A 17,741-nucleotide genomic window follows, 5' to 3' on the forward strand; every position below is an offset into this window, starting at 1 on the left:
CCAGAACGTCTTGAAGCACATCGTCAAGCGTCCGAATTTGTATTTTATGGACACTGGGCTCGCCGCCTATCTCACGGACTGGAACACTCCGGCGCAACTGCTGGCTGGGGCTATGAGCGGAGCGATTTTCGAGACCTTCGTGGTTGCCGAAATTCTGAAATCCTACAATCATAACGGCAAACAAGCCAGCGTCTACTATTACCGAGACACGAACAAAGTTGAAATCGACCTCATCATAGCTCAGGACGGCAAGTTGTACCCGGTGGAAATCAAGGAAACCGCCACTCCAGACAGCCGCATGGTTAAAAATTTCGACGTACTGGAAAAACTCGGCAAAAACGTGGGCTATGGCGCCCTTGTCTGTCTTACTGACAGGCCCTTCCCACTGACTCGAAAGGCCAGCGCTGTCTCGGTGTGGGACATGTGAAGCTATATTAAAATTTCTGAGAGCCGGAAAAGGTCTGCAAGAAACTCCCTGGCGACACTACTCGAGGGTCTGTTTCGTCAGGCCCGCCATTTTGAGCGCGAAAAAAATGAGAACGAGTCCGACACCGACATTAAGAAAAACCATGACTTCCCGCGGGAGAAAAGTTCTTGCCACGCTGCCCGCCAGAGCGACACCGTTCAGAAATACGAAAGTCGCCGTCGCGCATCCCATGCCGAAGCGAAAAAGCTGACGGCCGTTCAGATCTTTCGCCGCCACGTTGGCGGAAAAGACTCCTCCCCAAAAGACTATCGTCAGAGGATTGGAACCCGTCAACAACACGGCTTTTAAGAAAATACCCTCCGCTTCGGTCCCGCCGAACAACGACACTTGAGGGAGCAGCGGTATTCCCAGCGCCCCCGAGACGATGTCCAGTCCGAACGCGGCCAGTATGCACGCCCCCGCATAGCGGACAGTTTTCTTGACTTTCTCGTCTTGCAAGAAAACCGCGATACCCACGGCGGCCAAAAAAATATAGAATCCATCAACCAGCGTCACGGCCAAAGCCGCCAATGCCCCCGAACGGAACCCGAAAACTCCAGACGTGTTGAAGACCATTAGGCACACGGGCCCGACCGCTAACTGCAACAGGAGCCCAAAACGCAGTCCGTCAAAAAACATGTCTCCACCTTCTGATCTTGAACTCCATCGAAAAAGCAAGGGGGAAATTTTCCCTCTACCGCAACATGATTTCGGCACGGTTTCCGTGAATGGCGATCTTTGTGCCGTAGGCTTCCGACCGCTGGGCAAGCTGCTCCAGAATGGAGGAGTCTTTTGCCGGAGCGGGCCAGCCGCTGCGGCTGCGAGGAAGACCAAAGCCCAGCTCCGCCGCCAGGAGCGTCAGCTTCGTCAGCTCTCCGTCCTCCATTTCCCAATAGGGTATGACCGTCTCGAAGGCCTCTCGTTTGGTTTGCAGCCCTCGGGTGAAGCCGGCGGAGCGCGCCTTGTAGAGGTCGTGCATGGTGGAGTCCGTCGACAGGCCGTAAAACTCGAAGTAGTCCGCCGGGGCTCTCGTGATGTTTTCGTTTTGCAGAACAAAATCCCCCAGGGAATAAAAAATAGGTCGATTCTTGTAAATTTCGATGCCCCGCAGAACGTGAGGGCCGTGTCCGACAATGGCATGAGCACCGTAGTCGATGCAGGTTCTCGCGAATTCCTCCAAGAACGGAGGGGCGAGAAATTTCTCGGCCGCGGGCTGTTCGTGGCAGTGGACGGAGACGACGATATAATCGGCCTGCAAGCTCGCGTCGTAAATAGATTTTTTTATTCTCGCCAGGTCCTTGGGATGCACGGAAGATTTTTTGCCCACCTGGTCGCCGGCTTCGAACGACAGCGTATCGAACTCTATCCTGTTGTCAGGCAGCGGAGAACTGTACCCTTCGCTGCGAAGAAGTTCGTTGATGGCGTTTATCTGAGTGCCGGCGGCGATTTCCCGAAGGGCCTGGGCGTGACGGGGCTCGATGTAATGGGTGGTCTCCAGGCGCAGCCCGTTGACGCCGGGACGCCCGATCATGGCGCCGGAAGCGTTTCCGGCCATGGCCGCGGGGTTGAACGAGGACACCGCGCCGATGAGAGCGGCGCGTCCGGAACTGCAGTCTAAATAGGCCGGGGCCGCCGCCCGCTGGAGGTCGAGCCCCACTCCAGCGGAGGGGATTCCCGCTTTCCCGAGGTTTTCCAGGGTCTTTTCCAGCCCGCCGTAAGAGAAATCCATCGTGTGGTTGTTGGCGAAGGAGGAAATGTTGAAGCCGAACCTTTTCGCGTCCTCCAAAATTCCGTAGGGCGCGCACAGATAGCTCCCCCCGTTGTACTGAGAGCCGTAAGATTCGTAATCGTGGACCGTGGTCTCCAGGTTGAAAAAACGCATGTCGCCTTTTTGGATCTCCGCCGCGATTTCGTCGAAACCCGGATAACTTTCGGGCAGACGGCGATGAACCAGCATGTCCCCCGTCGCCGTAAAAGACATTTTCACTGTCATAATGGCCCTCCTAACGTAACATTCAAGCTCAAGACAAACTCAGGGGGACAGAGTCCCCCTGAACCCCCTTCTGAAAATCTTTCATCAATATTTTATGTATTATATGTAGAGATGGCAGGCCACGAAGTGCTTTTCAGTTCCCTCTTTTCCGCCTTTTTTCTCTTGTTGTCGAAGAGGGGGCGTTTTTTCCCGGCAGATCTCCTGGACGTTCCGGCACCGCGCGGCGAAACGGCAGCCTGGCGGAGGGTTGATCGGGCTGACGATCTCTCCTTTGATGACCTCGATTTCCTTGTCGCGCATGGAGATATCCGGCTCTGGGATCGCGGACAAAAGCGCCTTCGTGTAAGGGTGCAGGGGATTTTCGAAGAGGGAGTCGGAGGAGGCGTGTTCCACACACTGCCCCAGATACATCACGACAATCTCGTCCGAGATGTGTTTGACCACCGAAAGGTCGTGGGTGATGAACATGTAGGTCAATCCTCTGTCCTCCTGAATGTCCATCAGCAGGTTGAGAATCTGCGCCTGAATCGAGACGTCCAAGGCGGAGACCGGCTCGTCGCAGACGATGAACTCGGGATCGAGAGAAAGGGCCCGGGCGATGCCGATGCGCTGGCGGCGCCCTCCGTCCAGCTCGTGAGGGTAGACATTGGCGTAACGCCGGGCGAGCCCCACGGTGTCCATCAGCTCGGCGGCTCGTTGAAAGGCGGCCGTCCTGCCGGAGCAGGTTTTGTGTATCAACATGTACTCCGCGACGATCTCGGCCACGGACATGCGAGGGTCGATGCTGGAATAGGGGTCTTGAAAGATGATCTGCATCTTCTTGCGCATTTCTCTCATGGCCCGACGGCTGTACGCGAGGACGTCTTGTCCGTCGAAAAGCACCTGTCCCTCGGTGGGCTCGATCAGGCGGATGATGGCGCGGCCCAGGGTGGACTTGCCGCAGCCCGACTCTCCCACCACGCCCAGGGTCTTTTTTCGAGGAATAGAGATATTGATGTCGTCTACGGCGTGGAGCCATCCCTCCCGGACTTTGAAATATTTTTTGAGCCCCCGTGTCTCCAACAGCGGCGCGTAAGAAGCTTGAGGTTCCATTTACGCTTCCTCCTTCCGCCAGTCATTTTGCCGGGCCAAGAGGTGGCAGGAGATCAGGTGCGTTCCGTTGCGGTAAACGCCGGGGGGAACTCCGTCGCAGTCGCTTATTTTCTGGAGACAACGAGGGGAAAAGCCGCATCCTTTGGGTAGATTCGTGGGGTCGGGCATCAGCCCCGGAATAGGCGTCAGGCGTTTGGCCTTGGTGCGCAGATTGGGGATGGAGCCGAACAACCCCACCGTGTAGGGATGATGGTTCGCGGAAAGGTAAATATCTTCCGCCCTCCCCATTTCGATGATTTTACCGGCGTACATCACCGCCACGTTGTCGCAAGTCTGAGCGACAATGCCCAGATCGTGGGTAATCATGATCATAGCCGTACCCAGGCGCTTCCTCAATTCCCGTATCATCTCGATGACTTGGGCCTGGATGGTGACGTCCAGGGCGGTGGTGGGCTCGTCGGCTATGAGAAGGGCCGGCTCGCAGGTCAGAGCCATGGCGATGACCACCCGCTGCTTCATCCCTCCAGAAAATTGATGAGGATAATCGTACTTGCGGGAAGCGGGAATCCCAACCATCGACAAAACTTCGTCCACACGTTTTTGTATCTGTTCTTTCGTCTTGTTGTCCTCGTTGTGAAATTTCAGGGCCTCTTCGATTTGCTCGTTGATCGACATGACGGGGTTCAGGCTGGTCATAGGATCCTGGAAAATCATGGCCGCGCGCTCTCCTCGAATTTTTTGCATGTCGGACTCCGGCAGGTCCAACAGGTTTTTGCCCTCGAACTCGATCTCGCCCTTGGTGACACGCCCGGTGTTTTCAGGAAGGAGCCTCATGCAGGTGAGGGCCGTCGTGGTCTTTCCCGCGCCGGTTTCTCCCACAAGACCGAAAGTCTCGCCTTTTTTCAGAGAAAAGGTGATGCCGTTGACGGCCTTTACCGTCTCCAAGTCGGTGCGGTACTCCACCGACAAATTATTTACCCGCAGCAGAGGGACTGTCAGTCCGTCCATATTTTCTTGATCCATATTTTCTTCATCCATGTCTCCCGCCCCTTTATGTTCGCAGACGTGGATCCAGCGCGTCGCGCAAGCCGTCGCCCAGGACGCTCATGGAAAAAGACGCGACACAGATCATGAAACCGGGAACCAGGATGAGGTGGGGTGCCGTGCGCAAAAATTCTTTCCCTTCGCTGACCAAAGCGCCCCACTCCGGCTGCGGCGGGTTGATGCCCAGCCCGAGGAAACTCAGGGTCGCCGCCGTCAGGATCATGGAGGCCACGTTGGCGGTGGTCTGGACGATGAGGGTTCCCACGGCGTTGGGAAGCACGTGGCGGATGAGAATGTGCAGGGTGGAGGCCCCGCCCGCCCGCGACGCTTCGATGTATTCCTGCTCGGCGATGTTCAGCACCGAGGATCGCACCATTCGCACAAAGCCGGGAAGGTTGGTCAAGGAAATAGCGATGCAGATGTTCAGGATTCCAGGCCCCATAGCGGCCACAACCGCCATGGCGAAGAGGGTGTCGGGAATGGAAGAAAAAATATCCAGCGCGCGCATGACGAGATCGTCCAATTTTCCCCCCACATACCCAACCAGAGCGCCGATTATGCTACCGACCAGCAACGTAGCGAAAGACGTGGCGAATCCGACGAGCAGAGACACTCTCGATCCATGAAGACAACGCGCCAAAAGATCACGCCCGTATCCGTCGCAACCAAACCAGTGTTCGGCGGAGGGCGGCGCCAGCCTGAGCTTCATGTTCATCTTGAGCGCGGTGCTGTAGGGGACGATGAGGTCCGCCGCTAGGGCGCAAAAGATCACCACGCAAATGATAAAGAAGCCCAGCATGGCCACCCGGTCTTTTTTGAGCCTGCGCCACACTTCTTTCCAACGGTTTCCTTTTTTGAATACCAAAATATCCGCCGTTGTGCCGAGCGCGTCCGAACTCAACTCAACCCCTCCTCCCCGAGTACTTGGCCCGGATCCTAGGATCCACAAAAGCGTAGGAAATATCCACCGCTAGAATGACAAATGAAAAGATGACGGCCAAAATAATAATTCCCCCTGTGACGACGGGGACGTCTTTCTGTTTGATCCCCATCACGACGAAGGTCCCCAAACCGGGAAGTCCAAACAGTGTTTCTGTGGCGATGGCGCTGCCGATGAGGATGCCGAAGCTGTTCCCCGCCACTGTGATGACTGGGAGAAGCGCGTTTTTCATGGCGTGTTTCCAGATAACCACCCTTGACGGAGCGCCTTTGGCTTTGGCGGTGCGGACGTAGTCCTGGCGAATGGTTTCCAACATGCTGGAACGCGTGAAGCGCAATTGGCGGCCGCCGTAAGGAAGCCCCAAAGCGATCATCGGCATGATATAACTTTTCCAGCTCGCCACGCCGGTAACCGGAAACCAACCCAGCCGGAGCGAAAAAATCAGCATCAACACGAGGCCAATCAAAAACGCTGGTTGTGACGCCAAAAGCAGGGCCAGTCCTGTGGGAACGCGGTCGAAGAGGGTATTCTGCTTCACCGCCGACAGTACACCCAAGGGAACTCCGAAAACGAGCGAGAACATAATCGCGTTGAATGCCACCGTCAAAGAAACGGGCAGCCGGTCGGTCACTTCGGTGAAGACCGTTTTTTTTGTAGAGTAGGATTTGCCTAAATCCAACTTGAAAATCGCGTTATACATATATATACCATAGCGCTGCAAGAGCGGGCGGTTATATCCCAGTTGCGCGTTCATCAAGTCGATGTCCTCCTGGCGGGCGCCAGGGCCCAGCAAATTAGACCCTGGGTCACCGGGAACCAAGTCGATAATGATAAAAATCAAGAGAGACACGCCGATGATAATGGGTATCATCATCAGTAGTCGTTTCAAAATGAATCGATACAAGCGTCACACCTCATCCACAATGGTTTTTGAAGCTGGAGAGGGGCAAAACCCCCCTATGTAAGAGGGTTTTGCCTATTTTATTTCTTATTGCCAGGACCATTCATAAAATTGAGGAAAGATAGAATAGTTTCTCGAAATGTTCAAATCGGTCGTCCAGACAAAAGGCGTCGGTCTATAGAAAACAGGCAGCATAGTGGCGGTGTCCATAATCATATCATTGAGTTCAGTGTAAATTTCCTTACGTTTGGTGACGTCCGCGACAGAAACACCGTCGTCCCAAAGTTGATCCATTTTCTTATAGTCGAATTTGTCACCTTCGTACTTGACGTAGTAGGCACCAATTGCCCTGGTATCACAGTACAGTCTCCAAGCATCGAAGTCGCCGACCACTTCACCACCGGTCGTCAGGAGGTTGAACTTCTGAGTACGAGCATACTCCAGATTTGTGGCGGATTCCAGGCGGTTGATGTCGCAGGTCAGGCCGATTTCGGCGAGATTCGCCTGCAAGACGACGGCCATCTTCTCGTAGTTGCCACCAGCGGAACAGTTAATCGAGCCGATGTGGGTTCCGTTTGGATAGGCGGACTTGGCCAAGTACTCCTTGGCTCTCTCAAGATCGTAGTTGTAAACGATGCCTGTGATGGGAGCGCCGGTATTTTGAGCGCCAATCAGGAAATCGGCATTGACCGCGTTTCCGTTGAAGACAGCGATATTCATGGCGTCCTTGTCGATGGCATAAGCAATTGCCTTACGCAGGTTGTCGTCATCCAGAGGTTTGTTGAAGTAGTTTACGCAGATGAAGGAAATGTGATTGGCGGGCACAAGCTCGGTTTTGTATTTCGGATTAGAGACCAGCATGTCCCAGTTGGCGATGGGAGCAATGTACCAATCCAGCTCGCCGGATTCGAAAGCGATAAGCCCCGCGGAAGCGTCAGTGATAGGAACGAAACGCAGTTTTTTGATAGGCGCCTCGCCCCGATAATAAGCGGGGAAAGCATCGCAAGTCCACTCGACGTCGTGTCTGAGGGAAGTAATGAAATAGGGACCAGTTCCGGCCAAAGTCAGTTTCGTGCCGAACTCCTCGCCCTGCTCTTCGACTTCGGCCTGATTCACGATAAAAATCATATTTTGGTTATTGAGGAACGCCGAGTTGGGCTGTTTCAGCTTGACGACCACGGTATAGTCATCGGTGGCGGTTACATCGTCAACGGTTGTCAGATAGTTTCTGACCTTGGGGTTTTCGGCGGCACGCTTGAGCGAAAATACTACGTCGCTGGCCTTGAGATCTCTACCGTTGTGGAATTTGACGTCTTTGCGGAGATTAAATGTATAGGCGAGACCATCGGAAGCGACACTATAGCTCTCCGCGACGCGGAGCTCGTACTCGCCGGTGGCTTCGTTTTGAAATACCAGGGGTTCAAAAACTTGCTTGAGGAAGATGATATCTTGGAGGTTGGTAGTATTGTGCGGGTCGATCGTGGTAAGTGGAGCCAAGGTACTCAGGTTGAGAGTGCGGACATCAGCCCCCAAAGCCGGGATCGTTCCACTGCGCACCACAAAAATCACAATTGCTCCCAACAAAAACGTCGCTCTTTTAAAAAATCTTTTCATAACTTTCCGATCCTTTCAGCGTACTAATACCTACTTATAACGAGCAGATACATTTCGCATAGTATCTCTTCGACTATAAAGCCAAAGAAAAAGCTGAATCTCGCAAAGCTCATAAAAATATTCCGAAATATTCCACAAGCGCCGTCGTTCGGATACCCGGGTCAATAGCCACTGTACGGCCTTGGTTCTAGGCTATAACGTCAGTAACTATCGGAACGCGTATAAACCACCCATCAGACTCTAGAGTCAATCGTAAATTCTGCCTTCATCGATTCACCTCCCTATTGTCGAAACGCACAACTCTGTTACCTACGTCACTTGATAATATAATTTTTACCATAACATATTATAGCGCTTTGTAATAGTTTACCAGATATGAATATTAATGTATTACAGCTTATTAAGATACTATGTATAATCTTCCTCCTTTCCATTAGTTCTACTCCATTAGTTCTACAGCGATTCTTCATCGCACGGAGGTTTAAATTTTTTGAGAGTAAAATGAATATAAAGTTGCCTACAATGAGATCTTCAGATCAGGGAAAAGCTACTTTAAGTTGTTAGTTATATCGCATTATAGCCAACTTTCAGCAATCGTCAAGCCAGTACCACCAGGTACCAGGGCAAACTGAGAGAAGCGGTTTTATTGGAGCAGGGTATGAATACATCAAGTCAAACGATTGACAAAGCAAAACCCTCCCCCTATACTCATCTACATCATGATTGATGTTGTTTTTGAAGTAATTGATGTTGTTTTTGAAGCAGGTGAATATATCATAGTTTCTATCCAGGATGTAGTTGACCAGGATGTAGTTGAAAAAGCCGACGTTTCGGCTAATACTGTATCTTACGTCATCAACCAGAAGAAGGCGGTACGTCCTGAGATGTACCAGAAAATTTTTGTGGCAATCGATGATCGGTGTTTCTCTTTAATTGATCAAATTAACTGGATTGATCAAATTAACTGGTCAAAACTAGCGGGGGCTGTGCCGACGCTATGAAATTGAATATAAAACCGTTCGGTGACAACGGCGCCTCGTTGTATACTTTCAGCAATAAAAACGGAGTGGAGCTTTCGGTTACTGAAATCGGAGCTTCAATAATCAGCATAGTTCTGCCGGACCGCGACGGAAGGATGACTGATATCTTGTTGGGTTACGATTCCAGCGAGGGTTATGAGAGAAACAGCTCTTTTTACGGCGCCACAGTGGGCCGGTGCGCAAATAGAATAGGTGGGGCCTCCTTTATTATAGACGGAGCGGTGTATTGTCTCGACAAAAACGAGGGCGACAATGTCCTGCACGGAGGAAACGATCCGTACTCGCGCAGAATGTGGGTTGCTGAAGTTTTCCCTAGCCCCTGCAGCCCCAGCCCTGGAGACGCGCAATCTGTCATATTCAGGCTGGAGAGCCTGGACGGCGATCAAGGTATGCCCGGAAACGCAAAAATATCGGTGACCTACTCCCTGAGCGAGGACAATAAAGTCGTCATCCATTATCATGCTGTGGCCGACAAGAAGACGGTGTTCAACCTTACAAATCACAGCTATTTCAATCTGGGCGGACATGATTCCGGCCCCATCGCCGAACAGTTTCTCATCCTCGCCTGCGCTCAATTCACCGCCATCGACGCCGAGTTCATCCCCACTGGTGAAATCATGCCGGTGACGGGCACGCCTTTCGACTTCACCCAAGCAAAACGAATCGGGCGCGACGCAGACTCGGAGCATGAACAAATAAGACTGGGCAATGGGTACGATCACAACTTCGTGATCGAAAACCCTTCCCTTGAGGTTCCGTTTGCCCACGCGTGGTCGGAGGCGACCCGCATAGAGATGAAGGTCTATACCGATCTGCCAGGAGTCCAGTTTTATGGCGGCAACAATATGGGAGGCGATTTTGGGGAGAAAGGCGGGGCAAAGTACCTCAAAAGAGGGGGCTTCTGTCTTGAAACGCAATACTTCCCTGACTCCCCTAACAAACCGGCTTTTCCGAGCGCCGCTTTTGACGCCGGAAAAGCCTTCGACAGCACGAGCATATACGAGTTCTTCCCAGGAAAGCGAGGCGCGTCGATTAGATAACGGTTAACACGTCCGCAAAGCCCAGCGCCATGGCGATGGGGATCGTTAAGACGATGGACAATACCACTCGCTCGAACCAAATCACAACAATGTCCCGTAATTTGATCGGAATATCCGTACCCATGAGACAGGGAATGCTCGCAGAGAAGAAAAGAATCTCGGAGATGCTTACCACCGCGATGACGAACCCCAAAAGCGGCGTCGTTTTTTTTGCGATCAGAAGGGCGGGTAGAAACATCTCCGGCAAACTCAGCGCCGCCGCCTTTCCCGCCAATGTCGCGTCGGAGACGCCAAACACCGCGAAAAAGGGATAGAACACATATCCGAACCAATCGAAAATCGGCGTATACTCGGCCAGCACAAGTCCTAACAACCCTACTGAGGTGATCGAAGGAATGACGGCGAAAGCCATGTTCAGACCTGCCTTGATGTTGGCAAGGGTCATCTTCCAGAGGGGGGCTGACTGTCCGCCAACCTGTATACCCACCTCCCACGCGCGCTTCCAGCGGTTACCCTGAATGTCTGGGTCGGGGTCCGGTCTGTTCTCGAAATAGGTATTGGGATACGAACTGAGCGGCCAAATATAGGCCGTGACCGCGGTCACGAGAAATGTTACGAGAAGGCTGACCCAAAAGTAGAGCGTCCAGTGGTCCATAAGGTTCAGAGTACGGGCCACGACCAGGAGGAATGTCGCCGAAACAGTCGAGAAACCCGTCGCGACGATGGCGGCTTCCCGCGTGGAGTATTTTCCCTGGCGGTACATGTTGTTCGTGATGATCAGCGCGATGGAGTAGCTGCCCACAAAAGAGGCCACGGCATCGATGGCGGAACGTCCCGGTGTGCGAAACAGTGGTCGCATCACTGGCGTCATGAGCACTCCCGTAAATTCCATCAGTCCGAAGTTGGCGAGAAACGCTAAGAAAACCGAACCAATGGGAATGACGAGCCCTACAGGTATGGCCAGTCTGTCGAAAAGAAACGGCCCGAAGTCGGGGCGCCAGAGCCATTGATGATCAGAGAACAGCTTGAAGTACAGAATCGTGCCGATGACCGCGCCACAGACTTTGGCCACGGAGAAAAAGAGTGTCATGGCGTTCTTGTTCCACGTTTTTTTGATGAAGGGGATGACCGCGCCGCAGTACATGACGAGCAAAATGTAGATTTTCGCGCCCTCCAGCCAATTGACGTTGATAAAGGAAATAATGTGATCTACGGGAATAGTCGAACGACCACCGAGAGTGATGGGGCAAAAAAACATGAACACTCCGAACAAGCTGTAACCCAGAAATTTGTATACCCCCGTGTTGTTTTGCGCCATGCTGTCTTCCGACATAATACATTCCTCCTTAAGCGCTTTAAGTTCTTCGAGACATTTTCAGCATTCTATCCAATCTCGACCAATTTTTCGAGATATTCCTCGTCCGCGATGAACGGAAGGGTAATGTGCCCGTCGTCTCTCTTCCGGTTAAATTCTTTGATCGTCTCGATGGCGTGTTCGTTCCGTGCCCAGGCGCGGCGTGCTACCCCGCTGATAACGTCCCAGCTCATCGAAGAACGGATGATTTCATCAACTCGCCTGCTTCCATCAAGCACAAGACCGAATCCACAATCGACCGCTTTCCCCGTACCTACGCCGCCTCCGTTGTGAAGCGCTACGAGACTCATGCCCCTTGCGCAATCCCCGGCAAAACACTGTAACGCCATTTCCGCCATAATGTTGCTGCCGTCTTTGATGTTTGCGGTCTCTCGGTAAGGAGAGTCCGTACCGGATACGTCATGATGATCCCGTCCAAGCATTATGGGGCCAATCTCCCCATTCCGCACCATCTCATTGAATTTCAAAGCGATGCGTATCCGGCCTTCCTCATCTTGATAAAGTATCCGGGCCTGCGTGCCCACAACGAGCCTGTTTTTTTCCGCGTCGCGTATCCATGCCCAGTTGTCGTGGTCTTGAAAACGCCTCTCTGGATCGATACAGTCCATCGCCGCCTTGTCCGTCTTACGGAGGTCTTCGGGGTCGCGGCTCAGGCAAACCCAGCGGAACGGTCCATAGCCGTAGTCGAAAAGCAGCGGTCCCATGATATCCTCAACATAAGAGGGGAAAATGAATCCTTCGTAGGTGTCAACCCCGTTTTTTGATATCTCCTTCACTCCCGCGTCGAACACCGCCCTCATGAACGAGTTGCCGTAGTCGAAGAAGTACGTCCCTTTGGCAACGAGAGCCGCGATCACCTCAAAGTGTTTTTTGAGGCTGATGTCCACCAGTTTACGGAATTTAACCGGGTCTTTACTCAACATTTCGGTGCGTTCCTCGAAGGTAAGCCCCTGGGGGCAGTAGCCTCCGTCGTAAACAGCGTGGCACGAGGTCTGATCAGAAAGAAGTTCTACCTTCTTGTCATGATCGAGGGCGTATTGAAGGAGATCCACGACGTTGCCGTGGTAGGCGATGGAAAGGGGTTTGCCCGCGCTCATGGCTTCCTCGGCCCACTTGAAGGCTTCCGCCAGATCGGCGGTTTTCCTGTTCACCCAACCTTGATTCATACGCGTCTCTACCCTCGACGAATCCACGTCCGCGATGATCGAGGCGGCTCCGGCAATGTCGGCGGCCTTGGGCTGCGCCCCGCTCATACCTCCAAGCCCGGAAGAAATGAAAAGGTGTCCGGCAAGACCTTTTCCTTTTGGGAGATCGAACTTCTTTCTGCCAGCGTTCAACAGCGTGTTGTAGGTTCCGTGAACGATACCCTGCGGCCCGATGTACATCCAGCCGCCAGCCGTCATCTGACCGTAGTTCGCCACTCCCAGCGCCGCGGCGCGGGCGAAACTCACCGGATTATCGAATAACCCAATCATAAGCCCATTCGTCAGAATAACGCGCGGCGTGCCGGGGTTTGAGTGGAACAAACCTAGCGGATGTCCCGACTGGAGGACCAGAGTCTGATCCCGCGTCATGATTTCCAAATATTTTTTAATAAGAAGGTACTGCATCCAGTTCTGACAAACTTGTCCCGTCTCGCCATAGGTCACGAGTTCGTAGGGGTAAAGGGCCACGTCGAAGTCCAAGTTATTGTCGATCATCACCTGAAAGGCTCTGGCTTCCAGGCATTTACCTTTATATTCGTCAATGGGCCTGCCCATGAACCGCCCTTTAGGGCGGAAACGGTAACCATAAATTCGCCCCTTTTCTCTGTACTCCGCCAGGAATTCAGGAGCCAATTCTTTATGGAATTTTTCTGGAATGTAACGTAACGCGTTTTTCAATGCGAGGACGGTTTCCTTTTTGCTCAAGACTTGTCCTCGATTTGGCGCTCTTCTGATTCCCGGCTCAAATTCCGTTTTGGGTGGTAAGCCGCCTGAAAAATCTAACCTGATCTCCATTGCCTTGCCCGTCGAATCAAACATCGCTGACAAACTGCTACTGAAAACCTACACAAATGTGTAATAGTCCAGATTTTTCCTTCTTCATCCTTCCCTCTTTCGCCAAAGCTACTCAAGTTTGTATGGAAGTCCAAAGGCTTAAATTCCCGTGTAGCCCACGGCTTTACACTACTTTATAGTGTTTACAATACTTTAGGTTCATAGCCGCGTTCAAATCGCGGTCTATTTTCAACCCGCATTCTTGGCAGATATAGACACGGTCACTGAGCTTCAAATCCTTGCTTCAAATCCTTGCTTAAAATCCTTCTTTAAACCCCACTTTATAGCCCCACAATTTGAGCACATCTTCGATGAGGGAAAAAAGATGAGGGAAAAAAGATGAAGGAAAAAAGATGAAGGAAAAAATCGGTCAGCGGCTCTAAGCTCTATGCTGTGCCTCTTACATTTCTCTGCCAGCTTGCTTTTAAAACAGTAAAAATCCTGTTCCGCTATAGCCTTTGAGAGATGCCTGTTTTTCATCATTCCAAGAATATTAAGGTCCTCGATTGTGATATAGGCTGGCTTGGTCATCACCAGTGCACAGATTATTTTGTTGATATAGTCTTTTTTTACACAATCAAGTCTGTAGTAGGCTTTCTGGACTTTAATACGCTGTTTATATAGGTTCGTAAATTTTCCAGTAGCAGCTTTCACCTTCTTTCTATAATTAATTTTTCGAGAAAATTTACGTTGTTCTCGTTTAAGCCTGCGTTTTAATTTCTTAACTCTGGGTGCTTTGTTTATATTGCTAAAAACCTGGTGGTTAGAAACCGTAGCTGTTTCTTTAATTCCTAAATCAACACCTATTCCATCAGAATCAGACTCTAGGGACATAGCCACTTTCACGCTCACGCCGCGGATACAGCGCTCAATATGGGAGATTGGGATCTTGTATATCGTCATATCGACAAAGGCGCGACGCTCTTTGAGAGTAGTCGCGGAAGTCATTGTAGTTCTATTCTTTATAGCTTGAAAGCCATATGCGACGCGAGACGCGGCAAATAAGAAGGAGTCTGATGCAAATTAATATAAATAAATTAACGAATAGATACTTATCTTTATACTCTACGACGGCCTCTTGGTGTCTGAACTCCCCAATGGCGTCATAAAAAAGATCGGTAGCCAAAAACAATGGCGGCGGCGAAGAGAAAACCAAGAAATGTGCGCAAATAAAAGACCCAAAGAGGCCCCCCTGGAAGTTCGCCTCTTTGTATTCGCACCGTCAACCTGGCCACCAGAAGCGCCATTCCAAAAGACGCCAAACCCATCAAGGCATAAACATTGCTCTCCGGCATAACAGCTTGTTCCCACCTTCTAAGAGTTCCAATACTCAACCCTGTTTCCTATGCGACTTGGTACACCGTGTATAATACCGCCATAATAGCTATATTATAGCATATATATACCTTGTTAAGTATATAATTAGAAACTAATATTTAATTATCCACTATATGTAACCCCCCAGGTTGTCCAGATAGAGGTACCGCCGTTCCAGAGGCGTCCACGAGTATAGTTTTAAGTTATTGCGGGGAAGGGGGGTTTACCGCGCCAGTAGGTTCGGATAGGGCTCCCGGAAAATTCCCCTAGAGCACGCAGTTCTTTTTGAATATGGTTTTCAAACCCATTATCCACGATTTCGGGGTCATTGACGAAAAACACAAAAGTCGGAGGCTCGACGCTCGATTGTAAACAATAATAGATTTTGAGAGCTTTTCCCCGTTTGTTCGAGGGCAATCGGTCGAAAGCCAGAACATCCCGCATCAGACGATTCAAAACGTTAGTCGGGATACGATGTCGGCGATTTTCAAAAACCTCTATCGCGGCGCCGGGGATTTTCTGGAGGCCTCTGCTGTTCAAAGCCGAGATGAACAAAAGCGGCGCCCAAGACAGAAAAGGCATTTCATCACGGATTTTGGCGGCCATCTTATCTCCCATCTTGTCTTTTTTCGCCAACAAATCCCATTTATTGATCAGCAGGAGCAATCCTCGGCCTTTTTCCACCACGTGGGCCGCGATTTTTTTATCGGAATCGGTACAGGGTTCGTCGGCCTCCATGAGAAGAAGGGCCACGTCCGACCGATCCACCGCCGTCAGAGTTCGCACGAAGGAATAGTATTCCAGGTCAGAATCCATCCGGCTCTTTTTGCGCAAGCCCGCCGTGTCGATCAACCTGAACTTGCGGCCCTCCAAAACCACCAGCGTGTCTACAGGATCTCTCGTGGTGCCTGCGATGGGGCTGACGAGAGACCGTTCTTCGCGCGCCAGTTTGTTCAAAAGGCTGGATTTACCCACATTGGGACGTCCCACGATGGAAACGCGGATCTCATTCTCCTGGTAGGGCTCCTCTGTCTCCGGCAGTTTGTCGAGAATCAGGTCCAGCAGTTCGTCCAGGTTACGCTTGTGCAAGGCGCTCACCCCGACCACGTCGTCGAAGCCCAGGGCATAAGCGTCGGCAATACGAACCTCGTGACGAGGATCGTCGATTTTATTGACGACCACAATCACCGGGCGTCCGCTACGTCGCAAAAGGAGCGCCACGTCTTCGTCCGGGGTTACGATGCCTAACGTTCCGTCCACGACCATAACGGCCAGATCGCACTCCGCCAAGGCCGCCTTCACGTGGGTCTCGATACCCGCGCTAAAAGAGGTTTCTTCCCCCTTGATGCCCCCGGTGTCCACCGCGTAAAAAGATCGCTCCCGCCATTGGACCTCACCGTAAAGGCGATCGCGGGTCACACCGGGAACATCGTCCACGATAGCCTCACGACGCCCGATCATACGATTGAAAAGGGATGACTTACCTACGTTGGGTCTTCCGACAACGGCTACAATAGGCATCGATTACTCATTGAGCATATAGGACCGTAGATCCTGGTCCCGCAATTCCGCCCCCAGCCCCACCGCCAACCGGATGCGCGCCTGCAAGGGCATCAAATCCCCCGCGCTGATCAAACCCATTTCCAGAAGGCGTTTCGCGCTGCCCTCGAAATCGAGCCCCGATATAACACGCCCCGCCATACAACGCGAGGCGAGAACGACAGGAACCTCGGCGCGCATAACCTTGCGCAGAAGAGAGACCCACGAGGGTGGGACGTCGCCTCCCCCGAAGGACGAAACCACAAGCCCATCTACCTCAGAAACACGCCCATCCAAAAGAGCATTCAGCAAAACATCGCCCCCTCCTAGGGAGGCATCGAGAATTTCCACGTTGCGGGCGGGAGGAGTGGTGATATCCATGATCTTGCCTCGGCGGAGAGTGCGGATAGGCGTTAAAACGCCCTCGGGCTCGGAGAACTTCGCGACGGGACCGCCAGGTATGGCAACGTACCCGTTGCGGTTGTCGTTGGACAGGTGTACGAGCTCCGCGGCCGGGTAAAGTTTATCCTGCAAGCAGACGAGAGCGCCCTGCCCCCAGCAGGTACGCGATTCCGCAGCGCGCACAGATTGAGAAAAAAACAACGCCGTTTCGGAACCGAGGCTATTCGCGTAGTTAATGGACGCGGTGAAAACGAGGGGCTGAGGATAGCTCCAAACCAGGTTGGAGAAATACGCCATCTCCGTCAAGGCTTGTGTTCCGCAGGTGATGACAATGCCACTAGCCCCCGCCTCCACCTGAGCCCCCGCCACTTGAATCATGTCGCTGCACATGCGTAGAGTATAATGAGAAATAGGCTGGTAGCTCCAGTCCACTATGTAGATTTTTTCCCTCATCGCCTCCGGAAAAAGCGCGACGATCTCTTCTTCCTCCAGAACTCTCGTTTCCAGTTCGATGGGGACATGTTTCTGGATAATCTGTCCACCCGCCAAAATCAACGCGATCTTATCTCTGTTTGCCACACTTCTACCGATCCTTTCAACGTACTAATACCTACTTATAACAAGTAGATACATTTCGCATAGTATTTCTTTGACTATAAAGCCAAAGAAAAAGCTAAATCTCACAAAGCTCGTAGAAAGATACCACGAGCACCGTTGTAGTTTCGATCTACAACAATACTTCCCTCTTTGATATCCCTAGTCGATATCCCTCTTTGATCAACTTAGCGCTTCCAATCTTTTTGATTACTCCATTCCACGAACAGGCTTTAGAGGTAGAAGCCTCATTGACATTTCTCATTGATATTCCTCATTGACATTGATAACTACTTTTCCATATTCCGAGATCTCCAGCCCAGGAGTTGATCGACTATACCCGGG

17 protein-coding genes are annotated in these 17,741 nt (G+C 51.9%); 3 read left to right on the forward strand and 14 right to left on the reverse strand.

Features of this window, described 5'->3' with window-relative positions:
• Positions 1-427 (forward strand): DUF4143 domain-containing protein (locus LBJ36_06725; protein MDR1378733.1); only part of this gene is annotated, 427 nt, incomplete at its 5' end.
• 57 nt (positions 428-484) lie between these two features.
• Here the strand turns inward: LBJ36_06725 and LBJ36_06730 are convergent.
• From LBJ36_06730 to LBJ36_06760, 7 genes are all read right to left on the reverse strand, one after another.
• Positions 485-1,105 carry a LysE family translocator gene (locus LBJ36_06730; protein MDR1378734.1) on the reverse strand — a complete coding sequence of 207 codons (621 nt, stop codon included), beginning with the start codon at positions 1,103-1,105 and terminating at the stop codon, positions 485-487.
• Positions 1,106-1,160: 55 nt separating this feature from the next.
• Positions 1,161-2,459 (reverse strand): CapA family protein, encoded by a 1,299-nt coding sequence (locus LBJ36_06735; GenBank protein ID MDR1378735.1) that lies wholly within the window; start codon positions 2,457-2,459, stop codon positions 1,161-1,163.
• A 99-nt stretch (positions 2,460-2,558) separates the two neighbouring features.
• A complete protein-coding gene (locus tag LBJ36_06740; protein MDR1378736.1) occupies positions 2,559-3,551 on the reverse strand; it encodes an ATP-binding cassette domain-containing protein in 993 nt (330 codons plus the stop codon).
• On the reverse strand, positions 3,552-4,589 hold the full coding sequence (locus LBJ36_06745) for an ABC transporter ATP-binding protein (GenBank protein ID MDR1378737.1): 1,038 nt from the start codon (positions 4,587-4,589) through the stop codon (positions 3,552-3,554).
• Between the two features lie 13 nt (positions 4,590-4,602).
• Positions 4,603-5,496 carry an ABC transporter permease gene (locus LBJ36_06750; protein MDR1378738.1) on the reverse strand — a complete coding sequence of 298 codons (894 nt, stop codon included), beginning with the start codon at positions 5,494-5,496 and terminating at the stop codon, positions 4,603-4,605.
• A 1-nt stretch (position 5,497) separates the two neighbouring features.
• Entirely contained in the window at positions 5,498-6,439 is a 942-nt protein-coding gene (locus LBJ36_06755) for an ABC transporter permease (protein ID MDR1378739.1), read from the reverse strand.
• Between the two features lie 84 nt (positions 6,440-6,523).
• Positions 6,524-8,050 (reverse strand): ABC transporter substrate-binding protein, encoded by a 1,527-nt coding sequence (locus LBJ36_06760; GenBank protein MDR1378740.1) that lies wholly within the window; start codon positions 8,048-8,050, stop codon positions 6,524-6,526.
• A gap of 719 nt (positions 8,051-8,769) precedes the next feature.
• Here LBJ36_06760 and LBJ36_06765 point away from each other — a divergent pair.
• On the forward strand, positions 8,770-9,051 hold the full coding sequence (locus LBJ36_06765; protein MDR1378741.1) for a LacI family DNA-binding transcriptional regulator: 282 nt from the start codon (positions 8,770-8,772) through the stop codon (positions 9,049-9,051).
• Entirely contained in the window at positions 9,048-10,130 is a 1,083-nt protein-coding gene (locus LBJ36_06770) for a galactose mutarotase (protein MDR1378742.1), read from the forward strand. The genes LBJ36_06765 and LBJ36_06770 overlap by 4 nt, the downstream gene beginning before the upstream one ends.
• Here LBJ36_06770 and LBJ36_06775 read toward each other — a convergent pair.
• The 7 genes from LBJ36_06775 to LBJ36_06805 form a co-directional block, all read right to left on the reverse strand.
• Positions 10,123-11,463 (reverse strand): YjiH family protein, encoded by a 1,341-nt coding sequence (locus LBJ36_06775; GenBank protein MDR1378743.1) that lies wholly within the window; start codon positions 11,461-11,463, stop codon positions 10,123-10,125. The two genes, LBJ36_06770 and LBJ36_06775, sit on opposite strands and share 8 nt — an antisense overlap.
• Before the next feature lie 50 nt (positions 11,464-11,513).
• Positions 11,514-13,529: a urocanate hydratase gene (locus tag LBJ36_06780; protein ID MDR1378744.1), complete on the reverse strand. Its 2,016-nt coding sequence runs from the start codon at positions 13,527-13,529 to the stop codon at positions 11,514-11,516.
• Positions 13,530-13,668: 139 nt separating this feature from the next.
• The gene (locus LBJ36_06785; GenBank protein MDR1378745.1) at positions 13,669-13,779 is read right to left on the reverse strand and encodes a transposase; all 111 of its coding nucleotides are present in this window, start codon (positions 13,777-13,779) and stop codon (positions 13,669-13,671) included.
• Positions 13,776-14,447 carry a transposase gene (locus LBJ36_06790; protein ID MDR1378746.1) on the reverse strand — a complete coding sequence of 224 codons (672 nt, stop codon included), beginning with the start codon at positions 14,445-14,447 and terminating at the stop codon, positions 13,776-13,778. Before LBJ36_06790 ends, LBJ36_06785 begins: the two co-directional genes overlap by 4 nt.
• A gap of 200 nt (positions 14,448-14,647) precedes the next feature.
• Complete coding sequence (locus LBJ36_06795; GenBank protein ID MDR1378747.1) at positions 14,648-14,839, reverse strand: flagellar biosynthesis protein FliR; 192 nt, start codon at positions 14,837-14,839, stop codon at positions 14,648-14,650.
• A gap of 220 nt (positions 14,840-15,059) precedes the next feature.
• A complete protein-coding gene (gene der / locus LBJ36_06800; protein ID MDR1378748.1) occupies positions 15,060-16,382 on the reverse strand; it encodes a ribosome biogenesis GTPase Der in 1,323 nt (440 codons plus the stop codon).
• Positions 16,383-16,385: 3 nt separating this feature from the next.
• Entirely contained in the window at positions 16,386-17,381 is a 996-nt protein-coding gene (locus LBJ36_06805) for an asparaginase domain-containing protein (protein ID MDR1378749.1), read from the reverse strand.
• Between the last annotated feature and the right edge of the window lie 360 nt (positions 17,382-17,741).

The sequence above is a fragment of the Synergistaceae bacterium genome (assembly GCA_031267575.1).
Taxonomy (GTDB): domain Bacteria; phylum Synergistota; class Synergistia; order Synergistales; family Aminobacteriaceae; genus JAIRYN01.

Excerpts from the sequence above, each read along its gene's own strand:
- LBJ36_06730 (MDR1378734.1), bottom strand. The coding sequence starts at position 1,105 with ATGTTTTTTGACGGACTGCGTTTTGGGCTCCTGTTGCAGTTAGCGGTC.
- LBJ36_06735 (MDR1378735.1), bottom strand. The coding sequence starts at position 2,459 with ATGACAGTGAAAATGTCTTTTACGGCGACGGGGGACATGCTGGTTCAT.
- LBJ36_06740 (MDR1378736.1), bottom strand. The coding sequence starts at position 3,551 with ATGGAACCTCAAGCTTCTTACGCGCCGCTGTTGGAGACACGGGGGCTC.
- LBJ36_06745 (MDR1378737.1), bottom strand. The coding sequence starts at position 4,589 with ATGGATGAAGAAAATATGGATCAAGAAAATATGGACGGACTGACAGTC.
- LBJ36_06760 (MDR1378740.1), bottom strand. The coding sequence starts at position 8,050 with ATGAAAAGATTTTTTAAAAGAGCGACGTTTTTGTTGGGAGCAATTGTG.
- LBJ36_06765 (MDR1378741.1), top strand. The coding sequence starts at position 8,770 with ATGATTGATGTTGTTTTTGAAGTAATTGATGTTGTTTTTGAAGCAGGT.
- LBJ36_06770 (MDR1378742.1), top strand. The coding sequence starts at position 9,048 with ATGAAATTGAATATAAAACCGTTCGGTGACAACGGCGCCTCGTTGTAT.
- LBJ36_06775 (MDR1378743.1), bottom strand. The coding sequence starts at position 11,463 with ATGTCGGAAGACAGCATGGCGCAAAACAACACGGGGGTATACAAATTT.
- LBJ36_06780 (MDR1378744.1), bottom strand. The coding sequence starts at position 13,529 with ATGTTTGATTCGACGGGCAAGGCAATGGAGATCAGGTTAGATTTTTCA.
- LBJ36_06790 (MDR1378746.1), bottom strand. The coding sequence starts at position 14,447 with ATGACGATATACAAGATCCCAATCTCCCATATTGAGCGCTGTATCCGC.
- LBJ36_06795 (MDR1378747.1), bottom strand. The coding sequence starts at position 14,839 with ATGCCGGAGAGCAATGTTTATGCCTTGATGGGTTTGGCGTCTTTTGGA.
- der (MDR1378748.1), bottom strand. The coding sequence starts at position 16,382 with ATGCCTATTGTAGCCGTTGTCGGAAGACCCAACGTAGGTAAGTCATCC.